The organism is Staphylococcus sp. HMSC055C03, assembly GCF_001809385.1.
Classification (GTDB): Bacteria; Bacillota; Bacilli; order Staphylococcales; family Staphylococcaceae; genus Staphylococcus; species Staphylococcus simulans.
In genome coordinates this window covers 279,356-299,141 of sequence record NZ_KV797491.1, presented here as the reverse complement: position 1 = coordinate 299,141, position 19,786 = coordinate 279,356, and the positions used below count along the sequence as shown (strand labels likewise).

Annotated in this window: 13 protein-coding genes; 11 read left to right on the top strand and 2 right to left on the bottom strand. The window is 36.7% G+C overall.

Annotated features, from left to right (window positions below):
• The first annotated feature begins 120 nt into the window (after window positions 1-120).
• From ygs to HMPREF2603_RS06770, 5 genes are all read left to right on the top strand, one after another.
• Window positions 121-507: a S1 domain-containing post-transcriptional regulator Ygs gene (gene ygs / locus HMPREF2603_RS06790; protein ID WP_002481862.1), complete on the top strand. Its 387-nt coding sequence runs from the start codon at window positions 121-123 to the stop codon at window positions 505-507.
• A gap of 153 nt (window positions 508-660) precedes the next feature.
• Window positions 661-1,788: an NADH-dependent flavin oxidoreductase gene (locus tag HMPREF2603_RS06785; RefSeq protein ID WP_060803829.1), complete on the top strand. Its 1,128-nt coding sequence runs from the start codon at window positions 661-663 to the stop codon at window positions 1,786-1,788.
• 262 nt (window positions 1,789-2,050) lie between these two features.
• Window positions 2,051-3,595, top strand: coding sequence for an L-glutamate gamma-semialdehyde dehydrogenase (pruA, locus tag HMPREF2603_RS06780; RefSeq protein ID WP_060803830.1), 1,545 nt, complete (start codon window positions 2,051-2,053; stop codon window positions 3,593-3,595).
• A gap of 189 nt (window positions 3,596-3,784) precedes the next feature.
• Window positions 3,785-4,975, top strand: coding sequence for an ornithine--oxo-acid transaminase (locus HMPREF2603_RS06775; protein ID WP_060803831.1), 1,191 nt, complete (start codon window positions 3,785-3,787; stop codon window positions 4,973-4,975).
• Between the two features lie 109 nt (window positions 4,976-5,084).
• Window positions 5,085-6,329: a Glu/Leu/Phe/Val family dehydrogenase gene (locus HMPREF2603_RS06770; protein ID WP_002481866.1), complete on the top strand. Its 1,245-nt coding sequence runs from the start codon at window positions 5,085-5,087 to the stop codon at window positions 6,327-6,329.
• 131 nt (window positions 6,330-6,460) lie between these two features.
• On the opposite strand, the gene argH is transcribed toward HMPREF2603_RS06770, so the two are convergent.
• Window positions 6,461-7,834 (bottom strand): argininosuccinate lyase, encoded by a 1,374-nt coding sequence (gene argH, locus HMPREF2603_RS06765; RefSeq protein WP_023015792.1) that lies wholly within the window; start codon window positions 7,832-7,834, stop codon window positions 6,461-6,463.
• Window positions 7,827-9,029 (bottom strand): argininosuccinate synthase, encoded by a 1,203-nt coding sequence (locus tag HMPREF2603_RS06760; RefSeq protein ID WP_002481868.1) that lies wholly within the window; start codon window positions 9,027-9,029, stop codon window positions 7,827-7,829. The genes argH and HMPREF2603_RS06760 overlap by 8 nt, the downstream gene beginning before the upstream one ends.
• Window positions 9,030-9,362: 333 nt before the next feature.
• On the opposite strand from HMPREF2603_RS06760, the gene HMPREF2603_RS06755 reads away from it, so the two are divergent.
• The 6 genes from HMPREF2603_RS06755 (at window position 9,363) to addA (ending at window position 19,773) form a co-directional block, all read left to right on the top strand.
• Window positions 9,363-10,694: a glucose-6-phosphate isomerase gene (locus tag HMPREF2603_RS06755; RefSeq protein ID WP_002481869.1), complete on the top strand. Its 1,332-nt coding sequence runs from the start codon at window positions 9,363-9,365 to the stop codon at window positions 10,692-10,694.
• Between the two features lie 127 nt (window positions 10,695-10,821).
• The gene (locus tag HMPREF2603_RS06750; protein ID WP_002481870.1) at window positions 10,822-11,385 is read left to right on the top strand and encodes a TVP38/TMEM64 family protein; all 564 of its coding nucleotides are present in this window, start codon (window positions 10,822-10,824) and stop codon (window positions 11,383-11,385) included.
• A 15-nt stretch (window positions 11,386-11,400) separates the two neighbouring features.
• A complete protein-coding gene (gene lepB, locus HMPREF2603_RS06745; protein ID WP_060803832.1) occupies window positions 11,401-11,925 on the top strand; it encodes a signal peptidase I in 525 nt (174 codons plus the stop codon).
• 16 nt (window positions 11,926-11,941) lie between these two features.
• On the top strand, window positions 11,942-12,508 hold the full coding sequence (gene lepB / locus HMPREF2603_RS06740) for a signal peptidase I (protein WP_002481872.1): 567 nt from the start codon (window positions 11,942-11,944) through the stop codon (window positions 12,506-12,508).
• A 138-nt stretch (window positions 12,509-12,646) separates the two neighbouring features.
• Window positions 12,647-16,117 carry a helicase-exonuclease AddAB subunit AddB gene (gene addB / locus HMPREF2603_RS06735; RefSeq protein WP_060803833.1) on the top strand — a complete coding sequence of 1,157 codons (3,471 nt, stop codon included), beginning with the start codon at window positions 12,647-12,649 and terminating at the stop codon, window positions 16,115-16,117.
• Window positions 16,114-19,773, top strand: coding sequence for a helicase-exonuclease AddAB subunit AddA (addA, locus tag HMPREF2603_RS06730; RefSeq protein WP_060803834.1), 3,660 nt, complete (start codon window positions 16,114-16,116; stop codon window positions 19,771-19,773). The genes addB and addA overlap by 4 nt, the downstream gene beginning before the upstream one ends.
• Window positions 19,774-19,786: the final 13 nt, after the last annotated feature.

Genomic DNA, 19,786 nt, shown 5'->3' with positions numbered 1-19,786 from the left:
GAAATTTGCGCTATAAATCAAAAAAATTCGAAAATATCATACCGTTACGGTTAGTGAGCCTCTTTAATTTATGCTATGATGTTATTGTTAGAAATAATACGAAATTAAGGGGTTATTAAGTTGAATAATCACTATAAATCAGGACAACACGTAAAAGTTAAAGTGACTGGTATTCAACCTTATGGCGCATTTGTAGAAACCCCTGACAACACGGAAGGACTCATTCATATATCAGAAATCATGAATGATTATGTCCATAATTTAAATAGGTTCTTATCTGAAGGACAAATTGTCAAAGCCAAGATACTGTCTATAGATGAAGAAGGTAAACTCAATTTGTCATTAAAAGATAATGACTACTTTAAAAATTATGAACGTAAGAAAGAGAAAAAATCTGTTTTGGATGAGATCAAAGAAAACGAAAAATACGGGTTTCAAACATTAGAAGAACGTTTACCGGTTTGGATTGCGCAGTCTAAGAGAATGATTAGAGAAAATAAACTCTAATCTCATATGAAGGTCAATATACGACATGATAAGCATGTGGTATATTGGCCTTTTATTTATTTTGTCTTCAAAATGATTTGAGCGATTCTTTTTTAATTTATTTATCGGTGCTTTAAAATGAATGCACAAAGATAAATTAGGAGGCACGTATAAATGGATAAGAAATATGAACCATTGTTTGAATCATATACTCTGCCAAATGGAGTAGAGATTAGAAATCGTTTTGTGCTTGCACCATTGACACATGTATCATCCAATGAAGATGGTACCATCTCAGAAGATGAGCTGAAACATATGGAGTTACGTTCTAAAGATGTAGGAATCAGTGTCAGTGCTGCGAGTAATGTGACAGACATTGGTAAAGGTTTCCCAGGTCAGCCTTCAGTGGCGCATGACTCAGATATTGAAGGATTAAAACAATTAGCTGAAGTCATGAAGAAAAATGGCGCAAAAGCACTTGTACAAATTCATCATGCTGGTGCGCAATCTCTACCTAACTTAACACCAGAAGGAGATGTCGTAGCGCCAAGTCCAATTTCATTGAAGAGTTTCGGCCAACAAGAAGAACATCATGCGCGTGAAATTACACCTGATGAAATAGAAGAAACAATCAAAGCTTTCGGTGAAGCGACACGCCGTGTTATTGAAGCAGGCTTTGATGGTGTAGAAATTCATGGTGCGAACCATTATTTAATTCACCAATTCGTTTCACGCCACTACAATCGTCGTCAAGATGAGTGGAGCAAGCCTTATAAATATCCGCTTGCTGTGGTAGATGAAGTGCTGAACACAGTTCGTAAATTCGCAGATAAAGACTTTATTGTCGGCTACCGCTTCTCACCAGAAGATCCAGAAGAAGACGGCATTAAAATGGAACAAACTAAAGAATTATTAGGTTACTTATCTAGCAAACCACTAGATTATCTTCATGCTTCACTGATGGATATCCACTCTAAAACTAGAGAAGGCAAATATGAAGGTAAAACGCGTATTGAGCTCATTCGTGAGTGGATTGACGATAAAATCCCATTAGTAGGTATCGGTTCAATCTTTAATGCTGATGAGGCGCTAGATGCTTTAAATACAGGTGTACAATTCATTGCGCTAGGTCGAGAAATCTTGTTAGATGCTGAATTCATTGAGAAGATTAAAGAAGGACGTACAGAAGATATTATTTCTTACTTTGATCCGTCTCGTGAAGATAATCATAATTTACCGCCAAACTTATGGAAACAATTTGATAATGGTTTCTATCCATTACCGGAAAAAGGTGAACATTAATTCATTGGTAAGTGAAATGAAATCATATTATATGAAAGTTTAAGATTTATATATAAGACTGCACGTATTAATCGTGTGGTCTTTTTTAATTTTTGTGTAGAATCTTCTTTTTCCTGTCGTGACAGTCTTGCGCAATCACACTATTTTAAATTTTCGTAATTTTAAGCATTTTTCCTTTTACATCATAGGAGTTTTATGTAATTATTAGAAATGTAAGGGCTTTCTTATACCATTTTTAATATTAAACAAAGGGGGATTAAAAATGATTCCGTACAAACATGAACCATTTACAGATTTCCAAAAAGCAGAGAACAGAGAGGCTTATGAAAAAGCGCTCAAAAAAGTCGAAGAAGACTTAGGTAAAGAGTATCCGCTCATTATTAATGGTGAACGTATCTATACAGACGATAAAGTAAGATCATTCAACCCGTCGAATAGAGAAGAGACAATCGGTTATGTCTCTAAGGCGAATAAAGAATTAGCGGAAAAAGCATTAGAAGCGGCGAAAGAAGCATTTAAAACATGGCGTACTGTAGCTCCTGAAGTTAGGGCAGATATTTTATTCAGAGCTGCTGCGATTACACGTCGTCGTAAACACGAATTTTCAGCATTGCTTACAAAAGAAGGCGGTAAGCCATGGAAAGAAGCAGATGCTGATACTGCAGAAGCGATTGACTTCATGGAATACTATGGACGTCAAATGTTAGAACTGAAAGACGGTAAACCTGTCAACTCTCGTCCAGGAGAATACAACCAATTTGATTATTTACCAATCGGGGTTTCTGTCGTTATCTCTCCTTGGAACTTTGCGTATGCGATTATGGCAGGTACAACAGTAGCACCTGTAGTAACAGGTAATACGGTATTATTAAAACCATCATCAAACACACCGGTTATTTCATACAAATTTATGGAAGTATTAGAAGAAGCAGGACTTCCAAAAGGGGTAGTAAACTGGATTCCTGGCGATTCTAGTGATATCGGTGACTTCTTAGTAGAAAATAAAGATGTCGGTTTAATTTCATTCACAGGTTCTAAAAATGTCGGTACAAGCATTATGCAGAAAGCATCTAAAATCCAAGAAGGTCAAAACCACTTGAAACGTGTCATTGCAGAAATGGGCGGTAAAGACACAATTGTGGTTGATAGTGAAGCAGATTTAGATGTTGCGACTGATGCGATTGTTTACTCAGCATTCGGTTTCTCTGGACAAAAATGTTCAGCTTGTTCACGTGTTATCGCAGTAGAAGATATTTACGATGACTTATTAGAATGTGTTCAAAAAGCAACTGAAGCTTTAACAGTCGGTGATGCTTCAGACTACAATAACTTTATGGGACCTGTTATTGATGAGAAAGCATTGAAGAAAATTAAAAGTTACTTGAAAGTCGGCGAAGATGAAGGTCGTTTAGTAACTGGCGGTAAAGTAGACGATGAAGTCGGAAACTTTGTATATCCGACAGTATTTGCGGACTTAGCTTATGACAGCCGTGTGATGCAAGAAGAAATCTTCGGACCTGTTGTTGGTTTCAGTAAAGCGAAAGACTTCAATCAAGCGATTGAATATGCGAACGCTACTGAATACGGTTTAACAGGTGCAGTTATTTCTAATAACCGCTTCAAACTCGAACAAGCACGTCAGGACTTCATGGTCGGCAACCTTTACTTCAACCGTGGTTGTACAGGTGCAGTTGTCGGTTACCAACCATTCGGCGGCTTCAAAATGTCAGGTACAGACTCTAAAGCAGGTGGCCCAGACTATCTAGTGCTTCACCTACAAGGTCGTACAGTATCTGAACACCTATAAAATATAACAATATAAACAACTTGAAAGAAGATTGAAGTAAGCAACACAAATCACATTATAGCTCTAGTCGCATTATGCGGTATCTATAATGTGATTTTTTCAAAAATATTTTAAAGTGTGGAAATTATACAATGGAGTGACATTCTATAAGAAAAATAAAAACAAAGGGATATAGAGGAGGAATCATTTATGACAAGAACAGAAGATATTATCAAAAAAACAGAACACTATGGGGCGCGCAACTATACGCCACTTCCAATTGTCATTTCTGAGGCAGACGGTATTTGGGTAACAGATCCTGAAGGCAATAAATACATGGACATGTTAGCGGCTTATTCAGCAGTTAACCAAGGCCACCGTCATCCTAAAATTATTCAAGCACTAAAAGATCAAGCGGATAAAGTGACACTCGTTTCTCGTGCGTTCAACAGTGATAATTTAGGGGACTGGTACGAGAAAGTCAGTGAATTAACAGGCAAAGAAAAAATCTTACCAATGAATACAGGTGCAGAAGCAGTTGAAACAGCGGTTAAAGCTGCACGTCGTTGGTCTTATGAAGTTAAAGGTATTGATCCAGATAAAGCTGAGATTATCGCGTTTAACGGCAACTTCCATGGACGTACGATGGCGCCGGTATCATTGTCTTCTGAAGCGGAATATCAACGCGGTTATGGTCCTTTACTAGAGGGATTCAAAAAAGTAGATTTCGGAGATGTCGATACATTAAAAGCAGCTATTAACGAAAATACAGCTGCGATTTTAGTAGAGCCGATTCAGGGTGAAGCGGGTATTAATGTACCACCTGAAGGTTATATGAAAGCGATTCGTGAACTTGCGGATGAGCACAATGTCTTATTTATCGCAGATGAAATCCAATCTGGCTTAGGTCGTTCAGGTAAAATGTTTGCGACAGACTGGGACGATGTAAAACCAGATGTGTACATTTTAGGTAAAGCACTTGGCGGTGGGGTACTGCCAATTTCAGCTGTAGCAGCTGATCATGAAGTGTTAGATGTCTTCACACCAGGTTCACATGGTTCTACATTCGGTGGTAATCCATTAGCTGCAGCAGTTTCTATTGCGGCATTAGATGTGTTGGTAGATGAAAAGCTCGCAGAACGTTCAAGAGAACTCGGTGATTACTTCCAAGAAGAATTAAGAAAGATTGATCACCCAGCTATTAAAGAGGTACGTGGTCGTGGTTTATTCATCGGTTTAGAACTAAAAGAGAATGCGAGACCATATGCTGAAGCATTAAAAGAACAAGGATTATTGTGCAAAGAAACACACGAAACGGTGATTCGATTTGCGCCGCCATTGATTATTTCTAAGGAAGAAATTGATGACGCATTAGAGAGAATTAAGAAGGTTTTCAGCTGAGTTCAAAAAGTTGTAACAAAAGGAATGAAAACCCTTTAAAAAGGTAGCGCTTATGTTACAATACAAATGAAAGCGAAATCATTGTTAGGAAAAAGAGGCGAGAAGGATTATGACTGAGAACAATAATTTAGTGGCATCGACACAACAAATTATCAAAGAAGCTTTGCATAAATTAGGTTTTGATGACGGTATGTATGATTTAGTGAAAGAACCTTTAAGATTTTTAGAAGTTCGTATTCCAGTAAGAATGGATGACGGTACTGTTAAAACTTTCACTGGCTATCGTGCACAACATAATGATGCAGTCGGACCTACTAAAGGTGGCGTTCGTTTCCATCCGAACGTTAACGTAGATGAAGTAAAAGCATTATCAATGTGGATGACAATGAAGTGCGGTATTGTCGACTTACCATACGGCGGCGGTAAAGGCGGTATCATCTGTGACCCACGTGAAATGAGTATTCATGAAGTAGAACGATTATCTCGTGGTTATGTACGTGCAATTTCACAAATTGTTGGACCTTCTAAAGATATTCCAGCACCAGACGTAATGACAAACTCACAAATCATGGCTTGGATGATGGATGAGTATAGTGCATTAGATAAATTCAACTCACCTGGATTTATCACTGGTAAACCGATTGTGCTTGGCGGTTCTGAAGGACGCGACCGTTCAACAGCATTAGGGGTAGTTATTGCGATTGAACAAGCGGCTAAAATTAAAAACCTTGATTTAAATGGAGCAAGAATTGTAATTCAAGGTTTCGGTAACGCAGGCAGCTTCTTAGCGAAATTCTTATTTGATAAAGGCGCTAAGATTGTCGGTATCTCAGATGCATACGGTGCATTATCTGATCCAGAAGGTTTAGATATCGATTACCTATTAGACCGTAGAGACAGCTTTGGTACAGTAACAAACTTATTTGAAGAAACAATTTCTAACAAAGAACTCTTTGAATTAGATTGCGACATCTTAATTCCAGCTGCAATTGAAAACCAAATTACAAAAGATAACGCACCAAACATCAAAGCGGATATCTTAGTAGAAGCAGCAAACGGACCTACAACTTTAGAAGCAACACGTATCTTACACGAACGCGGTATCTTATTAGTACCAGACGTACTTGCGAGTGCCGGCGGTGTAACTGTGTCTTACTTCGAGTGGGTTCAAAATAACCAAGGTTACTACTGGACAGAAGATGAAGTAAACGAAAAAATGCGTGATAAATTAATCACAGCATTCAATGATATTTATGAATTAGCACAAAACCGTAAAATTGACATGCGTTTAGCAGCATACATTATCGGTATTAAACGTACTGCAGAAGCAGCACGCTATCGTGGTTGGGCTTAAATTTATAGCTCATAACGAAATTAAGACCTTATCAGTGAAAACTGGTAGGGTCTTTTTTTACTTTTAATTTTATAAATCATAACGAATAAAAAAACCATTACCTGATAACGCTCGGGTAATGGTTTTTCGTATTATAATAAAGCTTTTGCGACTTCAATTTGATGACGTACGGATTCTTGTCCTGTTGAACCGTAACTTTTTCTACGTTTCAAACAATTTTCAGGTTTTAAATAACTATAGATTGTTTCATCAATAGTAGGTGAGAATTCTTGATATTTTTCAAGTGGCACATCGAGTAAATAACAATCGTGTTGAATACACCAATAAACAATTTGTCCTACAATCGCATGTGCTTCTCGGAATGGAATATCTTTTTCCACTAAATAATCCGCAAGTTCTGTTGCGTTTGAGAAGTCTTTGTGTACGGTTTCGTTTAAACGGTCTGTATTCACAGTCAATGTAGCGAGCATCCCTTCAAAGATACGTAATGAGCCTGTGACTGTATGCACTGCATCGAATAAACCTTCTTTATCTTCTTGCATATCTTTATTGTAAGCTAATGGTAAACCTTTTAATGTCATCAGCATGCTGACTAAATGGCCAGTAGTACGGCCAGTTTTACCACGAATCAATTCTGCCATATCTGGATTCTTTTTCTGCGGCATGATAGATGAACCTGTTGAAAATGCATCAGATAAAGTGATGAATTTTGCTTCATCTGTTGACCAGAAAATAATTTCTTCAGAGAAACGTGATAAATGAATCATGACAAGCGAAATCGCATTGAGTGTTTCGACAATATAATCACGGTCACTTACAGCGTCTAAACTATTTTCATAAAGTGATGCGAAATCTAAAAGTTCTTGTGTTTTCTGACGATCAATCGGATGTGTTGTACCGCTTAAAGCAGCAGCACCTAATGGATTGATATCGATACGTTTTAAAGCATCGTTAAAGCGGGCTTTATCACGTTCAAGCATCCAGAAATAAGTCATGACATGATGTGCAAAAGAAATTGGCTGTGCACGTTGTAAGTGCGTATAACCTGGCATAATCGTATCGACGTGTTTATCTGCAAGTGAAACAATCGTCTCTTGTAAAGAATGAATCAATTCAATGATTTCTTTGACTGCTTTCTTTGTATAGAGATGCATGTCTGTTGCGACTTGATCATTACGGCTGCGGCCAGTGTGCAACTTACCGCCGACAGGGCCGATACGTTCGATTAATTCATGTTCGATGTTTAAGTGAATATCTTCTAAAGCTTCTGTAAATTCAACTTTACCATCGTGGTAATCTTGTTGGATGTCCTGGAGTCCCTTAATAATGGTGTCGCTTTCTTCAGAAGTAAGGATGCCTTGTTGTGCAAGCATCGTCGCATGTGCAATACTTCCTTGAATATCTTCATCTATTAATAGGTGGTCAAAGTGAATAGAAGCATTAAAAGCATCTACCCACGCTTCAGGTTCTGCTTGGAAGCGACCGCCCCAGGCTTTTTTACTCATGTGAATAACCTCCATGCAACATAGAATTGACTTCAGTCGGCAAGCCGTAAATTTCAATGAATCCTACTGCTGCTTCTTGGTTGAAGGCATCTTCTTTTGTATATGTCGCAAGCTCTTTGTTGTATAGAGAATATGGAGATTTTCTGCCATTTACAACCGCATTACCTTTAAATAATTTCACACGTACTTCACCGCTGACATGTTCTTGAGTTGAATCAATAAATGCTTTTAATGAATCAGTTAAAGGTGAGAACCATAAACCATTGTAGGTTTGTTCTGCGAATTGTTTTTCAATCACAGGTTTGAAGTGTGCCACATCTTTTGTCAATGTGATAGTTTCTAAAGCTTTATGTGCTTTCAGAATGACTTCAGCGCCTGGTGTTTCGTAGACTTCACGTGATTTAATACCGACTAATCTGTTTTCAACATGGTCAATACGGCCGATACCATGTTTGCCTGCTAAGTCGTTTAAATAAAGAATTAAATCATCTAATGGATATGCTTTTCCATCGACTTCTACTGGAATTCCTTTTTCAAACTTCAAAACGATTTCATCAGGTGTATCTGGTGTATCTTCGATTTCTCGAGTTAAATCAAATGCATCTGCAGGCGGTGCTGCGTAAGGATCTTCTAAAATACCACATTCGTTGGCACGGCCCCATAAGTTTTGGTCGATAGAGTAAGGAGAGTCATGGTTGATTGGTACTGGAATGTTATTTTTGATTGCGTAATCAATTTCTTCCTCACGACTCCAACCCCATGAACGTACCGGTGCAAATACTTTCAATTTAGGGTTCAACGCTTTGATGGCTACTTCAAAACGTACTTGGTCGTTACCTTTACCAGTACAGCCATGTGCAATACCTACTGCATCTGTTTTTTCAGCAATTTCAACTAATTTTTTAGAGATTAATGGGCGAGATAATGCTGAAACAACTGGGTATGTGTTTTCATACATTAAATTACCTTTAATTGCATAAGCAACATAGTCATCGCTGAATTCTTTAGTCGCATCAATGATATAGCATTCTACTGCGCCCATATCTAATGCTTTTTGATAAACTTGATCTAAATCTTTTCCTTCGCCGACGTCTAAACAACAAGCAACTACATCGTAACCTTTATCGATCAGCCACTTTACTGCCACACTAGTATCTAATCCGCCTGAATAGGCTAATACGATTTTATCCTTCATAATCTTTACACCTCGTTAGAATAGTTTGAATTTTTTAACATGTTATTATCATAGCAGATTGAAGATGAGAAATAAACCATTATTTTACATAAATATACAAAAAGATGAAATCTCACTCATTTATACCCTATGACAGCAAGGCTTGTTCTAAATGTATGCAAAATTCATAAAAACTATAGAATGTACAACACTTTATTTCCTAGAAAAATAGTAAAAAATGACGATTTTTTCACAATTAAGACGAGTCCTTCAATTTCATAGACAGTTTTATTGATTGTATTATCAGAAATTTAGTAAAATATGAGTGAAATCAAAAAGCAGGAGGCAGTTCAAATGACACATATTGAGCTAGACTATAGTAAAGCTTTAAAATTCGTTGACGAACACGAATTAACACAACAACAAGAAATCGTAAAAACAATTCATCGTGTTATTCACGAAGGTACAGGCGCAGGCAACGACTTTTTAGGCTGGTTAGATTTACCAGTAGATTATGACAAAGAAGAATTCTCTCGTATCTTAGAAGCAGCTAAACGCATCAAAGAACATTCTGATGTATTAGTTGTGATCGGTATCGGTGGTTCTTATTTAGGTGCGCGTGCTGCGATTGAAATGTTAAGTTCAGCATTCAGAACAAGTGATGAATATCCTGAAATCGTATTTGCGGGTAACCACTTATCATCAACTTACTTACATGATTTAATTGAATACCTTGACGGTAAAGATTATTCAGTCAACGTTATTTCTAAATCAGGTACAACAACTGAACCGGCTGTTGCTTTCAGACTCTTTAAACAGTTATTAGAAGATAAATACGGTAAAGAAGAAGCAAAATCACGTATCTTTGCGACTACAGATAAAGAAAAAGGTGCTTTAAAACAATTAGCAACAAACGAAGGATACGAAACATTCGTAGTGCCTGATGATGTAGGCGGCCGTTATTCAGTATTAACAGCAGTAGGTTTATTACCAATTGCAGCTGCAGGCATTGATATCCAAGCGATGATGGATGGTGCTGCTAAAGCGCGTGAAGAATTGAAATCAGATGACTTATCTGAAAACATCGCATATCAATATGCGACATTACGTAATATTTTATACGCTAAAGGTTATACAACTGAAATGTTGATCAACTATGAACCATCATTACAATACTTCAATGAATGGTGGAAACAATTATACGGCGAATCTGAAGGTAAAGACTTCAAAGGTATCTATCCTTCAAGTGCTAACTACACAACTGACTTGCATTCATTAGGACAATACGTACAAGAAGGCCGTCGTTTCTTATTCGAAACAGTGGTTAAAGTTGAAAATCCTAAATTCGATATTACAATCGAAGAAGATGCAGATGATTTAGATGGCTTGAACTACCTTGCTGGTAAAACAATTGATGAAGTAAATACAAAAGCGTTTGAAGGTACATTACTTGCGCACACAGACGGCGAAGTACCAAACTTAGTGGTTAAAGTGCCAAGCATTGATCCAGAAACATTCGGTTATTTAGTATACTTCTTCGAATTAGCTTGTGCGATGAGCGGTTACCAATTAGGTGTTAACCCATTCAACCAACCAGGTGTAGAAGCATATAAACAAAATATGTTCGCATTACTTGGTAAACCAGGTTACGAAGATAAAAAACAAGAATTAGAAGAACGTTTATAATTCTGAAATAAATATAAGACTCTCATATTGCTGACTAGTAATATGGGAGTTCTTTTTTTAGTTTCAAAATACACCTGTTCCCTATATAATAGTAGTAATCGAAGATGAATGAGAGACAGGTGGAGTTATGTCAGCACATCAAATTGAACAGTGGATGCGAGCAATGGGGGACTATGGGGATATACTTGGGTTTTTATTACCGTTTTTAGAATCATTTATTCCTATTTTACCAATGTTCGTATTTGTGTTTGTTAATGTAGATACATTCGGATTATTTTTAGGAATTATAATCTCATGGCTGGGCACATTTTTAGGGAGTTTCGTTGTTTTTTTAATCATACGTTATTTTGCGAACACTAAATTCATGGATAAAGTCAAAGAACGAAAAGAAGTTCAAAAGTTTTTGGGGTTTGTGAATCATCAAGGTGTGACACCTATTTTCATTTTATTGTGCTTTCCATTTACCCCAAGTTCTTTAATGAATGTGGTGGCTGGCTTGTCTCAAATGAAACGTCAGACTTTCTTCATTATATTAGCTGTCTCAAACTTGATTGCGATGGCTTTAACAGGTATTTTAGGCAGAGAAATGCATAGCATTTTAGAAAGCCCGATTCGTGTCGTGTTAGTGATTGTGATTTTAGCTGGACTTTGGATAATCAGCAGAAAGTTGGAGCGTCGTTTCATAAAATAACGAAGGAGATAAATAGTGAGAAAAATTGTAAAATATTTGCTTTCCTTGATAATTGCGATTATTATTGTAATGTTGATTCAAGCTTTTATCTTAATCGGTGCAGTGGTACATTCTAATCAGATGTCACCTGCATTGCATCAGGATGATCGTATTTTGGTCAGTAAAGTACAAACCACTTTCAACCAAATACATAATAGTGATATCATCATGTATCGTCATCAAGGACGTATCTATTTTGGACGAGTCATTGGGACACCTGGTGAGTCTGTCGAAATAAAAGCGGGTCAATTGTATCGAGATGACCAACAAGTACATGAAAGTTATCAGGTACAACATCCTATTCAAACCCTAGCATTACGCAATATTAAACATTCAGAAGGAGATATCTTAGCACCTAAACACTATTTAATATTGAATGATGATCGCTCTGATTTAAACGATTCGAGAAAATTCGGAACGATACATCAACAAGATATTGTGGGGACTATGTTTTTAAGATATTATCCATGGCGTGATTTTAAAATTTCATTTAATGAATAATTGAGGTGTTTTTACAGTGAAAAAAGAATTGAAAGAATGGATTATAGCCATAGCTATCGCATTGGTTTTAATCTTATTGATTTATAATTTTGTTGCTAAATCTTATACTGTACGCGGAGATTCTATGTTCCCGACGTTAAAAGACGGTGAAAAAGTTATCGTCAATGTGATCGGCTTTAAAATGGGCGGTCTTGATAAAGGTAACGTAATTGTCTTCCATGCAGATAAAAACAGCGACTATGTAAAACGTGTCATCGGAACACCTGGTGACAGTGTAGAATATAAACATGATGTATTGTATGTAAATGGTAAAAAAGTGAAAGAACCGTACTTAGATTATAATGAAAAACATAAAAGTTACGATGAAATCACAGGTACACTTCAAGTTAAAAACTTGCCTAACTCAGACGGCACAAATAAAATTCCAAAAGGAAAATTATTAGTCCTTGGGGATAACCGTGAAGTGAGTAAAGATAGCCGTTCATTCGGTTTAATTAAAGAAGATCAAGTTGTCGGTAAAGTCAGCTTACGTTACTGGCCTTTAACGAAATTCAAAGTGAACTTCAATCCAGCAGAAAATTAAATGTTAAGATAGATTAGACGAAAAAGAGTTGATACTTTCATTCAAAAATAAGTATCAACTCTTTTTACATTCATAAGGGAAGAAGCACGAAACTATGAGAACATATGTGCTACAATAAATGACAAAGAGGTGAGAAAGATGACTGAATTTAACGCATATATCGGTCGCGCGGGAACTGGAAAATCCCATGCGATGTTAGACGAAATCAAACAAAAAATGAAACAAGACCCTTTAGGTGATCCGATTATTATCATTGCGCCGACACAAAGTACATTCCAAATTGAACAAGACTTTGTGAAAGATCCAGAGTTAAACGGGAGTTTACGTGCAGAAGTCCTTCACTTTGAACGACTCAGTCATAGAATCTTTCAAGAAATCGGTGGTCTGACAGAAGATTACGTTTCAAAAGGTGCTATGGAAATGATGGTCTTTGATATCTTGCAAGACCAACGTAAATCATTAAATTTATACCAATCGCAAGTTAAGTATTATGGTTTCAGTTCTAAATTGACAGACCAAATCCAAGACTTTAAAAAGTATGCGGTCACACCTGACCAATTAGATTTATTTATCGCTGAAAATCAGCTTCAACCGAGAACACAAGATAAGCTGCATGATATTGCGTTAGTTTATCATCATTTAGAAGAACGATTAAAAGGCAACTTTGTTTCTTCAGAAGATACACTTTATAAGTTTGTAGAATGTATGGAAAACTCTGAGTGGTTAAAACGTGCTGAGATATACATAGATGGTTTCCATAACTTCTCAACACTTGAGTATTTAATGATTGAAACATTAGTTAAACATGCCAAGTCTGTAAATGTTTTACTGACAACTGATGGCAATAAAGACCCATTTAGTTTATTTAGAAAGACATCATCTGTATTAACGCATTTAGAAGAGATTGCGAATCGATTAAATATTAACTTGAACCAACGTCTGTTTACGACACAATATCGCTTCGACAATTCAGATTTAAATCAATTAGAAACACAATTTGACGCACTTCAAGTTAATCCGCAACCAAACAACGGACACGTTAATATTTTAGAAGCTTCTAATGTACGTGAAGAAGTGAATGCGATTGCGCGAGATATTATTCGTAAAGCGCGTGAAGAAAATATCCGCTTCCAAGACGTCGCTATTCTCTACCGTGATGAAGCCTACGCGCATTTAATGGAAAGTGTCATGCCTGAATACGATATTCCATTTAATATTGATACAAAAAAATCTATGACACATCATCCAGTGATGGAGATGCTACGTTCACTCATTGAAGTTATCGAAACAAAATGGAGTTTTGAACCATTGATGCGCTTATTTAAAACACAAGTGCTGACACGTAAATACGAAGATAGTCGTTACCTTACCGATATCTTAGAAAACTTTGTCTTAGAAAGAGGTATTTATGGAAAGCGTTGGATAGATGGCAGCTACTTCAAAATCGAACAATTTAATCAAATGGGCTTAAAGCGCCAACCGATGACAGAAGAAACAGAAGAAGTGTATCGTCGTGTCATTGATTTAAAAGATTTTGTGATGCATCATATTTTAAAATTTGAACAAGGTTTAAGTGAAGCACATACCGCAGTAGAATTTGCGGCTGCTTTCTATAAAGTATGCGAAGCCTTTAATTTACCGAGTCAATTAATGACTGAACGTGATGAGTTAGACTTAGCAGGCAAACATCAACAAGCTGAAGAACTTGATCAAGTTTGGAATGGTTTGATTCAAACATTAGATGATCTTGCGACAGTCTTTGGAGATACTGAAATGTCACAAAAACGCTTCTTAGAATTATTCGATGTCGGCTTAGAACAATTAGAATTCGTCATGATTCCACAAACTTTAGATCAAGTGTCTATCGGTACGATGGACTTAGCAAAAGTAGATAATAAAACGCATGTCTATATTGTGGGTATGAATGACGGCATTATGCCCCAAGCGATTTCTAATTCAAGCTTAATCAGTGATGAAGAGAAAAAATACTTCCAAGAAGAAACGCAATTAGAACTGAGTCCGACAGCAGATATCTTACAAATGGATGAAGCCTTTGTGTGCTATATTGCGATGACACGTGCAACTACTTATGTGACGTTCTCATATAGCTTAATGGGCTTAAATAATGATGAAAAAGAAGCAAGTCCATTTATCCAAAGTATCAAAGATTTATATACGAATTTAGAGGTGCAAAATATCGCCTTTATTGCACAACAAAATCCATTAACGTTAATGGAACACCCACATCAAACAAAAATCAATCTATTTGAAGCTCTTCAAAGTTGGTTGCATCATGAATTAACCGCAGAGTCTTGGTTAGATGCGTATCAAGCAATGATGCATCACGATAAATTGAAACAAGGTTTAAACTATCTGACATCTGCATTGACGTATGATAATAAAACCGTACAACTGAATGAAACACAAACAAAAGATTTGTATGGGTCAACTATTAATGCCAGTGTATCGCGTTTTGAAGGTTACCAAAATTGTCCATTCAAACACTATGCCTCTCATGGTTTACGCTTGAACGAACGTACAAAATATAAACTAGAAAACTTTGATTTAGGTGATATCTTCCATGCGGTTTTAAAATATATTGCGGATAAAGTTCAAGGGGATTTCAAAAACCTGACAAATCAACAGATACGTCAATTAACAACAGAAGCTTTAGAACAAATATTGCCGACAGTGCAATACAATCTATTGAATTCTACTGCGCATTATCGTTATATGTCTCAACGTATCGGTGCGATTGTTCAATCTACATTGACTGCGTTGAAATACCAAGGCAGTTTCTCTAAATTCAGACCTCAAGCGTTTGAAAAATCATTTAGAAGAAAACCGAAAAATCCAGATCAGCTTCAAGCAGAAGCGTTATATACAACACAAGGCATACCGATTAATATCCGTGGCCAAATCGACCGTATTGACACGTATACGAACCAAGACCGCAGTTTTGTGAACATTATCGACTACAAGTCATCAAAAGGCAGTTCAGAATTAGATTTAACTAAAGTGTATTATGGACTACAAATGCAGATGATGACGTATATGGATGTCGTGCTTCAAAATAAAGAAAGACTAAACTTAGCAGCACAAACTGAACCTGGCGGCTTACTTTATTTCCATGTCCATGAACCGCGTGTTACGTTCTCAAATTGGGCAGATATTGATGAAGAGAAACGTCAAAAAGAATTATTGAAATCCTTTAGATTAAGCGGTTTGGTCAACAATGATCCAGATGTGATTGAGGCAGAAGATTCACGCTTAGAACCTCAATTTACTTCTGATATTGTACCGTTGAATATGTTGAAAAGCGGCGCATTAGGTAAAAGCAATCCAGTCGCAGATACAGATACAATTTATAAATTTATTGAACATAATAAACAGAACTTCACACAAATTGCGTCTGATATAATGGATGGCCATACTGAGGTCGCTCCGATGAAATATGATCAAAAGTTACCGTGTCGTTTTTGTAATTATCGTTCCGTGTGTCATGTGGACGGCATGATTGACAGTAAACGTTATCGTACAGTAGATGAAACGATTAACCCGATAGAATTATTGAAAGTAGCATCAGAAGAAGAGGAGGATGACGCATGATACCAGAAAAACCGAATGATGTGATTTGGACAGACGGCCAATGGAAAAGTATTTACGCGAAAGGCCAAGATACTTTAGTAGCAGCTGCAGCGGGTTCTGGTAAAACGGCTGTATTGGTTGAAAGAATTATTCAACGTATCTTACGTGATGAGGTTGATGTTGACCGTTTATTAGTTGTGACGTTTACCAATTTAAGTGCACGTGAGATGAAGCACCGCGTCGAACAACGTATCCAACAAGCATCTTTAGAAAATCCAAGTAATACACACTTGAAAAATCAACGCGTTAAAATTCATCAAGCTCAAATTTCGACGTTGCATAGTTTTTGTTTAAAACTTATCCAGCAACATTATGATGTGCTAGAAATTGATCCGAATTTCAGAACCAGCAGCGAGGCTGAAAACATCTTACTCTTAGAACAAACTATAGATGAAGTATTAGAACAATATTATGATGCGTTAGATCCAGCCTTTATTGATTTAACAGAACATTTATCTTCTGATAGAAGTGATGACAAGTTCAGAAAAATCATTAAGAATCTGTATTATTTTTCAGTTGCGAATCCACAACCGATGGCTTGGCTGTCATCATTAGTAGAACCTTATAACAATACTGACACTCAAGATGAGTACTTAGACTTATTGATCAATATTGCGAAAGTCTATATGTATACGGCACTTGAAAATTTAAATAAGAGTTACGACTTATACCATGAATTCGCAGGTGTTGAAAAACATTTAGAAGTGGTTGAAGGTGAGCGTGCGTTTTTAGCACGTGCTATGGAAGGAGATGTGTTAAACACTGAGTTAATCAGTGAACATCAATTGCCAAAGCGTTTTCCAAGTATTACCAAGAAGCTTAAAGAAGCGAATGAAGGCTTTGAAGACGGCTTAAAACTCGCAAAATCATATTATGATGACTATAAAGCAGCAGTTGAGAAAGTGAAAAAAGATTATTTCTCACGTTCAGCAGAAGATTTAAAAGCAGATATGCAGACGCTAGCACCTAGAGTAGCGGTATTAGCACAAATTACACAAGATGTGATTGAACAGTTCAGCCTCAAAAAGCGTAGTCGTAATATCTTAGATTTCTCTGACTATGAACACTTTGCGTTGCAAATTTTAATGGATGAAGCAGGGAATCCGACTGAAATTGCACGTCATTACCGTGACCGCTTCGACGAAATCTTAGTGGACGAGTATCAAGATACCAACCGCGTACAAGAACAGATTTTAAGTTGTTTGAAACGCGGTGACGAAACAAATGGCAATCTCTTCATGGTTGGTGACGTGAAACAATCGATTTATAAGTTCAGACAAGCGGATCCTAGTTTGTTTATTGAAAAATACAATCGTTTCAATATAGATGGCAGTTCTGGCATGCGCATTGATTTATCGAAAAACTTCCGTTCTAGACCTGAAGTATTATCTACAACCAACTATTTGTTTAAGCATATGATGGATGAAGCAGTCGGTGAGATTATTTATGATGAAGCGGCACAATTGTATTTCGGTGCACCGTTTGATGATAGACCGCATCCATTACATTTAAATGTTTTAGTAGAAGAAGCAGAATCTGAACTTACAGGTGATGAACAAGAAGCGGAATATATTGCAGATCAAGTTGAAACCATTTTAAATCAACATGAAGTCTATGACATTAAGAACAAGACTTATCGTAAACCGACGTATAAAGATATTGTGATTTTAGAGCGTGGATATAGTCGTTCTCGTGCATTGCAGCAGGTGTTTAAAGACCGAGATATTCCGTTTCATGTAAATAGTAAAGAAGGGTACTTTGAACAAACTGAAGTCAGACTGGTCTTATCTTTCTTAAGAACGGTAGATAACCCGCTTCAAGACATCTATTTAGTCGGTCTGATGCGTTCTGTTATCTATCAATTTACAGAAGATGAACTCGCAAGTATTCGTATTGTCAGTCCGAATGATGATTATTTCTATCAATCGATTCAGCATTATATGCAGAGTGAAGAAGCGGATGTGCGCTTAGTTCAAAAACTTCAAGACTTCTTAGATGATTTAGCGTTTTATCAAGCGTTCAGTTTAAAACATCCAGTCTATCAATTGATTGACCGCTTCTACAATGATCGCTTTGTGATTCAATATTTCAGTGGTTTAATCGGCGGTAAAGGCAGACGTGCAAACCTTTATGGTTTATTCAATAAAGCTGTAGAATTCGAGAAATCCAGTTTCAGAGGACTCTTCCAATTTATTCGATTTATTGATGAATTAATCGAAAGAGGTCAAGACTTCGGTGAAGAGAATGTCGTTGGTCCGAATGATGATGTGGTACGTATGATGACCATTCACTCGAGTAAAGGTTTAGAGTTCCCATTTGTGATTTATTCTGGATTAAGTAAACAGTTTAATAAACAGGATTTAAGTCAACCAGTGATTTTAAATCAAAAATACGGATTAGGTTTGACTTACTTTGATACTGAACTAGATATCACGTTCCCATCACTTGCCTCTGTGACACTTAAAGCCATTAATGAAAATGAAATTATTTCTGAAGAAATGCGTTTAATGTATGTAGCCTTAACAAGAGCCAAAGAGCAATTATTCTTAATTGGACGTGTGAAGAGCGAACAAGCATTAGATAAAATGGTTGGTACAGCGATTGCAGGAGATAAATTGCCTGTTAGTTACCGTTTGAGTGCGAAAACGCCATTTGAACTGATTTATCCGATTTATGCGAAATATCAATCTCACAGTATTACTAATGATTTGAAGTTTGAACAAGATATTAATGATTTAGCATTACCGCTTCAACCTAAAGTAGAAATTCAAATCGATGATTATAGTGATATCAAACCAGATGAAACAGAAGAAGACAAAGAGGATTATCGTACGGTGGCAGATATTATTGATTATCAGTCTGGTCAACCAGAAGTAGAACGTCAAATTGAACAACAATTAGCGTTTGAATATCCATATCAAAAAGATATGGTCAAACCGACGAAACAATCTGTATCTGAATTGAAACGTCAGTTAGAAACAGAAGAAAGCGGCACAAGTTATGAACGTGTCCGCCAATACCGTTTAGGTGCTTCGACTTATGAACGTCCGCAATTTTTACGTCAACATCAAAAACGTAAAGCTAATGAAATCGGGACATTGATGCATACAGTGATGCAGCATTTACCGTTTAAAACTGAGCGTATGACTGAAGATGAATTAGATCAATATATTGATCATTTGATTGAGAAGAATATTATCGAAGATGATGCGAAACAGGACATTCGTATGAAAGAAGTTGTTAAATTCATCAATAGTGATCTTTATATGAAGATTGCGCAAAGTGATCAGATTATGCGCGAAGTACCTTTTGTGGTTAACCAAAGTAAAGTTGATCACGAAATGGATCAAAATGAAGATGTTTCTATTATCCAAGGGATGATTGACTTGATTTACCGACAAGATAATCAGTATTACTTTGTGGACTATAAAACTGACGCCTTTAACCAACGAAAAAGTGAAACAGATGAAGAAGTCGGCGAAAAATTAAAAGCGCGTTATAAAGTACAAATGTACTATTATCAAGCCGCACTTGAGACGATTTTAAACACGAAAGTCAAAGGTTCGCTGTATTTCTTCCAATACGGTGAATTAAGATTAGATGACACTTCGCATTAATTCCAAATGGACA